The organism is Dolichospermum sp. LEGE 00246 (genome assembly GCF_015207865.1).
Lineage (GTDB): Bacteria > Cyanobacteriota > Cyanobacteriia > Cyanobacteriales > Nostocaceae > Dolichospermum > Dolichospermum heterosporum.
Genome location: NZ_JADEWA010000243.1, coordinates 1 through 8,128 on the forward strand (window position 1 = coordinate 1; position 8,128 = coordinate 8,128).

6 protein-coding genes and 1 pseudogene are annotated in these 8,128 nt (G+C 37.1%); 4 read left to right on the forward strand and 3 right to left on the reverse strand.

Annotated features, from left to right (window positions below; all coding sequences use genetic code 11):
• Nucleotides 1-359: 359 nt before the first annotated feature.
• The 3 genes from IQ228_RS15880 to IQ228_RS15890 form a co-directional block, all read right to left on the reverse strand.
• Nucleotides 360-698, reverse strand: coding sequence for a hypothetical protein (locus IQ228_RS15880; protein ID WP_193963501.1), 339 nt, complete (start codon nt 696-698; stop codon nt 360-362).
• A gap of 75 nt (nt 699-773) precedes the next feature.
• Nucleotides 774-1,094: a hypothetical protein gene (locus tag IQ228_RS15885; RefSeq protein ID WP_193963503.1), complete on the reverse strand. Its 321-nt coding sequence runs from the start codon at nt 1,092-1,094 to the stop codon at nt 774-776.
• 2 nt (nt 1,095-1,096) lie between these two features.
• Nucleotides 1,097-1,312, reverse strand: coding sequence for a DUF433 domain-containing protein (locus IQ228_RS15890; RefSeq protein ID WP_027404792.1), 216 nt, complete (start codon nt 1,310-1,312; stop codon nt 1,097-1,099).
• Nucleotides 1,313-1,734: 422 nt separating this feature from the next.
• Between IQ228_RS15890 and IQ228_RS15895 the strand changes: the two genes are divergently transcribed.
• From IQ228_RS15895 to IQ228_RS15910, 4 genes and pseudogenes are all read left to right on the forward strand, one after another.
• On the forward strand, nt 1,735-2,184 hold the full coding sequence (locus IQ228_RS15895; protein ID WP_027404793.1) for a DUF29 domain-containing protein: 450 nt from the start codon (nt 1,735-1,737) through the stop codon (nt 2,182-2,184).
• A gap of 494 nt (nt 2,185-2,678) precedes the next feature.
• Entirely contained in the window at nt 2,679-7,154 is a 4,476-nt protein-coding gene (locus IQ228_RS15900; RefSeq protein WP_228043906.1) for a CHAT domain-containing protein, read from the forward strand.
• 6 nt (nt 7,155-7,160) lie between these two features.
• Nucleotides 7,161-7,526 (forward strand): hypothetical protein, encoded by a 366-nt coding sequence (locus IQ228_RS15905; protein WP_039202189.1) that lies wholly within the window; start codon nt 7,161-7,163, stop codon nt 7,524-7,526.
• Nucleotides 7,523-8,128, forward strand: a pseudogene (locus IQ228_RS15910) (hypothetical protein); the annotation flags it as partial. The gene IQ228_RS15905 and the pseudogene IQ228_RS15910, both read left to right, overlap by 4 nt.

Below are 8,128 nucleotides of genomic sequence, written 5' to 3' on the forward strand. Positions count from 1 at the left end.
AGATGTGTATAAGAGACAGCCCTAACCCTCCCCTTGTAAAGGCTACGGTGTACACACAAGTTATCGAATCACCATTATTCCTCAATTCTCCCCGATGCTTTGAGGAGGGAACTAATTTTTTCGGTTTCCCTCCAAAGCATCGGGGGGATTAAGGGGGGTAATTTAACTTGTGTGTACACGATAGCCTTATAAAGGGGAGGGAACTGGATTTTTATTGTTTACCCCCTTTACAAGCGCAAAGGGGGGTAAGAATGTGATAAAAATTACGGGATACCACTTTTCAAACATCCTCTAAGTTTAGTTAGGCGGATGATAAATCCCTGACTTCCTCATCATAGAAGAAATCAGGGAAGATAATATTATTGATTTTGCTGTAATTCTGCATCAATTAAGTTTTGCAATTCCGCCAATGAATTAACACTAATACTTGATAACAGGAGATTTTCTAGAATCGTCATATCATCAATTTTCTTGAGAGAATCACTCATCAATTCTGGAACAGAATCAAATCTATTAGCGAGAATTTTGATAATATTGTTTCGGCAGGTTTTTCTAGCACCTTTGATTTCACCTTTTGCTTCACCTCGTTCTTCTGCCATTTCTTCAATAGTGCTTAGGAAAGGCATATTTAACTCCTTTTCATGTTGTTCTAGTTTATCGTTGAACTCTGTTTGTAATGGAGGTGGTAAGGTCATCATTTTATCAATGAACTTGACTTTTTAATTGTCTGAATCAGGATGTCCAGGATTTGAGGATTTACAGGATGAGGATTTTTAGATGATAGAAATTTCTTGATAATCACCAAATTCAGTTGTATTGATAATAGAGCAAATTTTATCAAGTTGTGTCCTAATTTTTGGACATGAAGTCGACAGTAAAACCACAATTGCAATTTGGCGATCGCTCAAATTCTGTTGATAACGCAAATTCTGATCTGTTGTTATGAGTATTTGATATCCTTGAGATTCAGCAGCTTTTAATAAATCTCCATTTGATAAATTAGACCATCCTTCTTCATAAGCTGTTTTTACAGAATGGTCTGTTAAATATTTTCGTAGTGGCACAGGAGTTCCCTGATCAAAAAGAATTTTCATATCTAAGCAGCTAATTTTTCAAGCTCATAATTAAGTACAGCTTCAACTTGTGATCTTTGCACAGGTGGAAACCATTCCAAAAATTCATCTACTGTTGCACCATCACGTAAATTTTCAAATAATGCAGCAACGGGAACTCTTGTTCCTCGAAATACCCATGCACCACTTACTTTATCAGGTTGTCTTTCTATAGCATCTAAAGTTTCCCATCCCTTCATGACTGATTCCTCCTTGGTAAATGGAAAAGTTACACTTGGAATAATTATAAACTAGCAATTGTCTGAATCAGGATGTCCAGGATTTGAGGATTTTCAGGATGTAATTGTTAAGTATTCCCTCGGTAAATTAGATTAGATTCTAGTCGGTTTGAACCGACTTTGGCTTTGAGACAGGGAATTTATTCCCTGGATTTCAGGTGATGATTTTCAGGATGTAATTGTCTGAATCAGGATTAACAGGATTTGAGGATTAACAGGATTTGATTTATCACTATATGCTACACTCAGTGAATATGCTTGGAATAGGCAAAATGTTAAAAGAGTTTAAATTGTGTTGATTCTGCTAGTTTACAGGTTGATTGTCTAACATTACAAATGATTTCACTTAAAATGGAATTAGGACATTTACAGGATTTACAGCAATGACACGGACACCAATTGCAGTATCTTTGTATGAGCAAGACTATTTACTCTGGATTGAAGATATTGTCCACAAATTACGGAATAGAGATATAGAAGGACTAGATATTGATAATTTGATAGAGGAGATAGAGGACTTGGGTCGCTCAGATAAACGTGAACTTGAAAATCGGTTAGCAGAACTTTTAGAACATATTCTCAAGAGGAATTATGTGCATATCCCTGATTGTTATCGTGGGTGGGTAGAATCAATCATTAAACAAAGGATTGGAATCAGAAAGTTACTCAAAAATTCACCTAGTCTCAAGCCTTATTTTAGCCAAGTATTTGATGAAGCTTATGCAGATGCTTTGAAAATTGTCCGCAATGGTTATCCACAGTGTGAATTTCCTGATATGTGGCCGTTTAGTTGTGATATTGAAGCAATGTTAAATGTTGATTTTTGGGAATAATTGTCTGAATCAGGATTTCCAGGATTTAAGTTTGTAGGGTGCGTCAGATATTGAAAATCTATTCATGATCACTAAATAATAACATCTGACGCACCAGTTGATGATTTTTTTGTCAGAATCAGGATGTCCAGGATTTGAGGATTTACAGGATGAGGATTTTGTAGGGTGCGTCAGAATTGAAAATCTATTCATTATCACTAAATAATCGCATCTGACGCACCAGTTGATGATTTTTTTGTCAGAATCAGGATGTCCAGGATTTGAGGATTTACAGGATGAGGATTTTGTAGGGTGCATCAGAATTAAAAATCTATTCATGATCACTAAATAATCGCATCTGACGCACCGACTGATGATTTTTTGTCAGAATCAGGATGTCCAGGATTTAATGATTTTCAGGATAAAATTGTCAAAATTGATGCAAAATACCATTGAAGCATCATCTACTATTGAAGCACCATCTAAATGCTACCCTAACCCAGCCCAAAACTTCTATGTCACTAATTAGATTTGTTATTAACTGGTTTATGGGGTTATTTTCCCCACAGCGTCAACCCCCCAATCATTCCCATGGGAATACCCAGATCAATCAGATTAATGAAGCAGATATTAATACCTATTTACAATTTTTATTAGAAGTATTACAAGAAAATCCCCAGGTAGTTTACCCCTTGCTGGAAGCGAATACAGATAAACTGAATTTGGCTTTTGCTCAATTATTACAGGTTTGGGCAACAAATACATTAGAGGAAGCAGAACCAGACGTAAAACAATTTTTATTAGAAGTATTACAAGCAACCGCAGAAAGTCAATATAATCCCCAGGTAGTTTACCCCTTACTGGAAGCGAATACAGATAAACTGAATTTGGCTTTTGCCCAATTATTACAGGTTTGGGCAACAAATACATTAGAGGAAGCAGAACCAGACGTAAAACAATTTTTCGCTGTAGTGCTAGGTGAATTTAGTAATTTGATACAGCAATTTCCTTTAGGTAACAAAGCCAATAAAATGGAAATTGCTATTACTGGTTATGAAATAGTTTCCACTGTTTTCACCCGTGATACTTCTCCAGAACTATGGGGATCTTCACAAAATAATCTGGGGATTGCCTACGGTAATAGAATCAGGGGAGATAAAGCGGAGAATCTGGAATATGCGATCGCCGCTTATTATCAAGCTTTAGAAGTTTGTACCCGCACCGATTTTCCTGTAGAATGGGCAACCACGCAAAATAATCTGGGGAATGCCTACTGTAATAGAATCAGGGGAGATAAAGCGGAGAATCTGGAATATGCGATCGCCGCTTGTACTCAAGCTTTAGAAGTGAGTACCCGCACCGATTTTCCTGAACAATGGGCAATGACGCAAAATAATCTGGGGAATGCCTACGGTGATAGAATCAGGGGAGATAAAGCGGAGAATCTGGAAATTGCGATCGCCGCTTATTCTCAAGCTTTAGAAATTTATACCCGCACCGATTTTCCTGTACAATGGGCAACCACGCAAAATAATCTGGGTGAAGCTTACCGTAACAGAATCAGGGGAGATAAAGCAGAGAATCTGGAAAATGCGATCGCAGCTTATACTCAAGCTTTAGAAATTTATACCCGCACCGATTTTCCTGTAGATTGGGCAACCACGCAAAATAATCTGGCGGCTGCCTACGGTGATAGAATCAGGGGAGATAAAGCGGAGAATCTGGAAATTGCGATCGCCGCTTATTCTCAAGCTTTAGAAGTGAGAACCCGCACCGATTTTCCTGTAGATTGGGCAATGACGCAAAATAATCTGGGGATTGCCTACGGTAATAGAATCAGGGGAGATAAAGCGGAGAATCTGGAATATGCGATCGCAGCTTATACTCAAGCTTTAGAAGTTTATACCCGCACCGATTTTCCTGAACAATGGGCAACCACGCAAAATAATCTGGCGGCTGCCTACGATGGTAGAATCAGGGGAGATAAAGCCGAGAATCTGGAAATGGCGATCGCCGCTTATACTCAAGCTTTAGAAGTGAGAACCCGCACCGATTTTCCTGAACAATGGGCAACCACGCAAAATAATCTGGCGGCTGCCTACGGTAATAGAATCAGGGGAGATAAAGCGGAGAATCTGGAATATGCGATCGCCGCTTATTATCAAGCTTTAGAAGTTTGTACCCGCACCGATTTTCCTGTAAAATGGGCAACCACGCAAAATAATCTGGGGAATGCCTACTGTAATAGAATCAGGGGAGATAAAGCGGAGAATCTGGAATATGCGATCGCCGCTTGTACTCAAGCTTTAGAAGTGAGTACCCGCACCGATTTTCCTGAACAATGGGCAATGACGCAAAATAATCTGGGGAATGCCTACGGTGATAGAATCAGGGGAGATAAAGCGGAGAATCTGGAATATGCGATCGCCGCTTGTACTCAAGCTTTAGAAGTGAGAACCCGCACCGATTTTCCTGTAGATTGGGCAATGACGCAAAATGATCTGGGGATTGCCTACTTTAATAGAATCAGGGGAGATAAAGCGGAGAATCTGGAATATGCGATCGCCGCTTGTACTCAAGCTTTAGAAGTGAGTACCCGCACCGATTTTCCTGAACAATGGGCAATGACGCAAAATAATCTGGGGATTGCCTACTTTAATAGAATCAGGGGAGATAAAGCGGAGAATCTGGAATATGCGATCGCCGCTTATTATCAAGCTTTAGAAGTTTATACCCGCAGCGATTTTCCTGTAAATTGGGCAGCCACGCAACATAATCTGGGGGCTGCCTACTCTGACGTTGCTAATTTCGGGGATGATTTTTATTTATTAGCGATCGCTAAACTATTACATGGTCAATACTGGGCAATGACGCAAAATAATCTGGCGGCTGCCTACTCTGACGTTGCTGATTTCGGGTATGATTTTTATTTATTAGCGATCGCTAAACTATTACATGGTCAATACTTCAGATTATTAGATTTTTATTTTCATACCTTGATTCAGCAACGCCCCTACTCTGATAGAATCAGGGGAGATAAAGCGGAGAATCTGGAAATTGCGATCGCCGCTTATACTCAAGCTTTAGAAGTTTATACCCGCACCAATTTTCCTGAACAATGGGCAATGACGCAAAATAATCTGGGGATTGCCTACGGTGATAGAATCAGGGGAGATAAAGCGGAGAATCTGGAATATGCGATCGCCGCTTATACTCAAGCTTTAGAAGTTTATACCCGCACCAATTTTCCTGAACAATGGGCAGGTACGCAAAATAATCTGGGGAGTGCCTACCTTATTAATAGAATCAGGGGAGATCAAGCGGAGAATCTGGAATATGCGATCGCCGCTTATACTCAAGCTTTAGAAGTGAGAACCCGCAGCGATTTTCCTGTAGAAAATGCTCAAACTTTATTCAATTTGGGTATTCTTTATCAAGAATCACAACAGTTTGATTTAGCTTATGATACCTTGAAATCTGCCATTGCCACAGTTGAAGATATACGAGGGGAAATTATTTCTGGGGAAGCAAGTAAACGCAAACAAGCAGAAAAATGGAATAAACTTTTTGTAGGCATGGTAGAAGTTTGTTTAGCATTGGGTAAAACAACGGAAGCTATCACCTATATTGAACGCAGTAAAACCCGCAATTTAGTAGAACAAATTCTCAACCGTGACTTAAAAACCAGCTTTCCTGATGAGGTTGCCACTGAATTAGGACAACTTCGTGATAAAATAGCGATTGCACAAGATTTACTGCAAAAAGGCAATGCCACATTTTTACGGCAAGATATCGAGAAATTAAGACAACAAAAGCAACAATTACAAGATACATATTTACCGATTGGTTCTAGTTTTGAATTTACATCATTGCAAAATATTGTTGATGACAAGACAGCAATTATTGAATGGTATATTACTTCTGATAAAATTCTCGCTGTTGTAATTCAACCAGGAGGTAAAGAAATCAAAATTTGGCAATCTTCATCAGCAGATAGAGAAGCTTTAATAGGGATTATGCCTGAATTTTTTAATCATTACCAATGGCAAAATCAATTAGAACAAAGTCTGCAAAAGTTAGCAGAAATTCTGCACATTGAAGAAATTTTACAAAGAATACCACCACAATGTCAGAAATTAATTTTGATTCCTCATCTTTTTTTACACCTGTTACCTCTTCATGCTTTACCAGTGAGAAATTCATATTTAATGGATTTATTTCCTCAAGGTGTTGGTTATGCTCCCAGTTATCAATTATTACAACAAACACAACTGCGTCAACGTGATGATTTTCAATCTTTATTTGCGATTCAAACTCCCACAGAAGATTTATATGAAAAAGATTTAGGTGCAGTTGCAGCGATTAAAAAGCAGTTTGCTAAAACTTATGTGTTGAAGAAAGAACAAGCTCAAAAATCAGCAATTATTCCAAATAATGAAAATTTGACGAAAGCCAATAATCTCTTTTTCTTCTGTCATGGTAGTTTCAATTCTGATTCTCCCCTAGATTCAGGTTTACAACTAGCAGATGAAGTTTTAACTTTAGCAGATATTATCACTCACATTAAACTAGAAAACTGTCGTTTAGTTACCCTTGCTGCTTGTGAAACCGGAATTACAGATTTTACAAGTACCAGTGATGAATATATTGGTTTACCTAGTGGTTTTCTGTTAGCTGGTAGCACCAATGTAGTAAGTAGTCTTTGGAGTGTAAATGCTACAGCTACCGCTTTATTAATGGTCAAATTTTATAAAGAGTTAAAACATCAAAAGAATATAGTCTTAGCTTTGCAAAATTCCCAAAGATGGTTAAGAGAGACAAATATTACAGGTTTTAAACAATGGGTAAAAGAATCATCATTAAGTTTCGCTTCGCAAAATCAAATAATCAAATATTTTGATATAACGGAACAGAAAAATAGCGAAAACTATCAACCTTTCTCATTACCTGTGTATTGGTCTGCTTTTTGTTGTATTGGTAAAGGAGTTTAATTAATCATGTCAATTCATAAAAATGCTGTTATAGCTTTTCGGCAAATTCTCGAAAATTCTAGTAATTTATTAACTAATGAAAATTGGAAAGAACTACATCAATTATCAAGTGAATTACCAGAAGATGATGAAGACATAGTAGAAAAAATAGAAGATTGGTTAAAATCTCATCCGTCACTTTTAGCAGTATACCAAGAAAATTTGCAATCAATGGATTTATCTCTAACTAAAGATGGTAATTTAGGTCCAAGTAATTCTCACTCTCCCACAGAAGCCAACCAACAGAGTGAATCTTCTCAGGAACTGACTCAAAATGCTATAAAATTAAATTCAACTGTATCTGATGATAAAAAATCCCAGCCAAAACCGTGAAAAATTTTACTATTACCCTCTATGCTTTTCATTTGCGACATACTCTTGCACATACACCTGATGAAACTGTCGCAAATGCCAGTCTTTTATGGGAGAATTTAGCTAATATTGGTGTATCTTCATTTCCTTCTACTAGTTTAAAAGATGTAAAATCTCAATTAATTTGCTATGAAAATGGTAAATATACAACTAAACTAGAAGTAGGCAGAATAACTGAATGGTTAACTAATTCCAAAGGTTTAGATTTAGGAAGTTTTACAACTCCCAACGGTTTAAAAATTAAAGTTAATTTACAACCGTTTTTGCTTAATGATACCTACGCAGTTGATTTAACTTTTTTTCCCGAATCAGCACCAAATATTGATATTAACATAGCACAAATCCAAGATTTTCAACCTAGTAATTTATTACCTGAAAAAATTCAAGCATCATTAGGACAAACTCTATGGATTTATGGAGAAGTTGACGCAAACCAAAATTGTAAATCATTAGCAAAAAACATTGCTAATGCTTTAATTGCAAATACAGGTTTTAATACTTTTTCTAATGATTCAGGAAATTTATTTGATAGTGAATTATTTATTTATCAAGCATATCAAGCT

Excerpts from the sequence above, each read along its gene's own strand:
- IQ228_RS15880 (WP_193963501.1), bottom strand. The coding sequence starts at position 698 with ATGATGACCTTACCACCTCCATTACAAACAGAGTTCAACGATAAACTA.
- IQ228_RS15885 (WP_193963503.1), bottom strand. The coding sequence starts at position 1,094 with ATGAAAATTCTTTTTGATCAGGGAACTCCTGTGCCACTACGAAAATAT.
- IQ228_RS15890 (WP_027404792.1), bottom strand. The coding sequence starts at position 1,312 with ATGAAGGGATGGGAAACTTTAGATGCTATAGAAAGACAACCTGATAAA.
- IQ228_RS15895 (WP_027404793.1), top strand. The coding sequence starts at position 1,735 with ATGACACGGACACCAATTGCAGTATCTTTGTATGAGCAAGACTATTTA.
- IQ228_RS15900 (WP_228043906.1), top strand. The coding sequence starts at position 2,679 with ATGTCACTAATTAGATTTGTTATTAACTGGTTTATGGGGTTATTTTCC.
- IQ228_RS15905 (WP_039202189.1), top strand. The coding sequence starts at position 7,161 with ATGTCAATTCATAAAAATGCTGTTATAGCTTTTCGGCAAATTCTCGAA.